This is a genomic window from Deltaproteobacteria bacterium (assembly GCA_016931625.1).
GTDB lineage: Bacteria > Myxococcota > XYA12-FULL-58-9 > XYA12-FULL-58-9 > JAFGEK01 > JAFGEK01.
This window is the reverse complement of record JAFGEK010000134.1, coordinates 1-2,667: the sequence shown is the minus strand read 5'-3', so window position 1 is coordinate 2,667 and position 2,667 is coordinate 1. Positions and strand designations below refer to the sequence as shown.

Genomic DNA, 2,667 nt, shown 5'->3' with positions numbered 1-2,667 from the left:
GCTTTGTGTGATATTAAAGCTTGGCATTCAATTGATAAAGCAACCCTAGCTCCTTTACTTAATATCCCAGAAGAATCTCGTCAGGGTCCACAGGCAGAATATTTCAACGAATTATTATTGTGAAATGTGTATTGCACTTCCTTTGGAGTCAAACACCACTCACCAATAAGAATATCACATCAACGCCGTATTCCCCCATGCCATATGTATTCCAATAGTGTGCGATGGCGTATTATTTTGATACGGTATTGCATACACTACTTAGCTCTTGAATATTTTTGTGATTACGAGGAGTTGAATGATTTTTCAAACGAACTTTTAATCCGCTGACCCAGCACAGTAGCAGGATCGGTCATGCTTTCTTTTTCAGAGCAGACTTAACCTCGACATCCATGTTAAACCCATAAGAATATAGCATGCAGTGCTGGTCAAGCCCTTAATCTCCTTACATAAAAACAAGTAGTGTTAAACAGGGAATTATACGCTGCTAAAGCTCGTCAGTATGACAACTCTTTCACCGGCTCCACCTAAATTGGTGCTTGAAAATATCGATCAAATAGTGACATCGACATATATTCACCACTGATATGCTAATTTTGTTAAAACGTGCATAAACTCTGAGATTAACAAAATTTTTTAGCTTCTAGCTTTAGCTTTTTTATAGCTAAAAAAGACAAAACATCATTGAAGAATAATTTCTACAAAATCACTTCCACTTTTACATTTTATAAGCCCCTCACCCTTACCCGCAAAAATTGTTTTGCTAGCCCTGGCAAGTTCAGTAATATTTTCTTCAGATAAATTTTCACCATATTTCGTTTCTATACCGCATGGTGTTTGTATATCTTCAGCATTAACTTGCAATAGCTTGGCTGTAAGAGTTGCCTCTTCGGCACAACCAAATTTGTTGCGATGCCAAAACAATTCGATATCCTCTTCACTTGGTTCACAAATAACTGCTATCCAATCAATTCCTGTCATCGGCCCGGCAGTGATAGTTACAATGCCTGGCTGAGCTTCTGATAAAGCTTGCGTTAATTCAGCGTCCACAGTTACTTTTGCAGTAATAGTTATTTCGTGCTCACAACCATACATACTATTTATACCAAGCATCAAAAAAACACTCTCTATTAAAAATAAAACTAATTTTTTCATACTTTTCTCTGTTTTAGTTAAATTTATTTTTGGTTGATAATTGCAAGAGCTTGTTTAACATAATCTGTTATATCCTCATTTTTATCATCGCCATTAACGTTACAATAAAATTTACCATAATTTTTACTATTAGGGTCAAAAAAACCTGCATAATATACATCTTCTAGAAATTGTGCTTGCTGCTCAACTTCGAGTTTATCAAAAGGAGTTTTTGGCACACTTAGCCACCATTTATAACTATGTTGCACAACTTGGCCTATTAGTGAACCAGAAAGATAATCACCACCATTGTGTTGATTTTGCCATACATGCATAAATTCGTGAATAAGCGATATTTCATATTCATCTTGGGTCATTAAATTTTCGCTTTTCCATGCCTCTATGGCCTCTTTGTCATTAGCGTCAAGTGGTCGATTATCAGCAAATATGCCAGATTTTTCTTTTATCCGAATGGTATCATAATCTAGAGTATCACCATATATCGCACGTAAACATTCTATTTCATGTTCAGTTGGTCGGCGACTATTAAAATAAATTATACTGCCAGCGGTAATTGATCGACCAGTGCTACCCAAAAAGCCACTTTTACCCTCTTTGATGCGTACTTGTTTATAATCAATACTGTCACCATATACTTTACGTAATATGGCAATTTCTTCGTCAGTTAATCTACGACCGGGTTGTTCATTGCCAGTAAATGTTTGCACAATGCTCAAAGCACCAATACCGACCCTCATAACAATATCAAGTAACGATCCAAAAAATAATTTAGCAAAGCCTTTGCCAATATTTTTAAGGCCATCTTTAAAATTTGCTGAGATTATTTGCAATACACCTTTGGCTATTTTATATACAGATCTGATTAAATCTCTTACACAAGTTGTTACTGTTTCAACCATTGTCATTGCCGCTGTTCGCACTACATCAACTAAACGATCGGTTATTTTTTTAATGTATGGGGCTGCAGGACCCGTAATCGCCACCACCGCATTAACAATTTCTGCACCAGTATCGATTAATCCATTAGCCAATTGGGTAATCGACTTAATAACCGCGGTATCAAAACCATGCCCAAGCGCAGTAAAAGCAGCGTCAATTTTGCCTTTTACAATGTTACCAGCGAATCCCGAGACCGCCTCGCCAACACCTTTTGTTACACTTTTTGCAGCGTCAGTTACCGCGCCGGTTACACTCTTGGCGGCATCTGTAATGCCTTTGACTACGCCGCCCAAACTCCAAAATTCGACACTTACTTGTTTGCCATCAACAGTTATAGTTCCGTCACGATTAAGCGCGCGCAAATTCGCCATTTCGCTTTTAGATATTTGTTCACCTGCTAAAAGTCGGCGAAATATCTCACCTTCTTCACCTACGGTATCTTGGCTTTTAAGTTTAGTATCAAGAAAATGACCTGCTTCTTCTGAATATATATAGGCCGCAAACTCTGGGTCGCTTGCATATTTTTGATCTAAATACACAACATTGGCGTTACTGTCATAAGCGCCATAGGCG

Annotated in this window: 2 protein-coding genes; both read right to left on the bottom strand. The window is 37.6% G+C overall.

Features of this window, described 5'->3' with window-relative positions:
- Positions 1-681: 681 nt before the first annotated feature.
- On the bottom strand, positions 682-1,155 hold the full coding sequence (locus JW841_11495) for a hypothetical protein (GenBank protein ID MBN1961561.1): 474 nt from the start codon (positions 1,153-1,155) through the stop codon (positions 682-684).
- Between the two features lie 23 nt (positions 1,156-1,178).
- On the bottom strand, positions 1,179-2,667 hold a 1,489-nt coding region (locus JW841_11490), incomplete at its 5' end, for a hypothetical protein (protein MBN1961560.1).

Bases quoted from the DNA above. Each gene is read 5' to 3' on its own strand.
- JW841_11495 (MBN1961561.1), bottom strand. From the start codon at position 1,155: ATGAAAAAATTAGTTTTATTTTTAATAGAGAGTGTTTTTTTGATGCTT.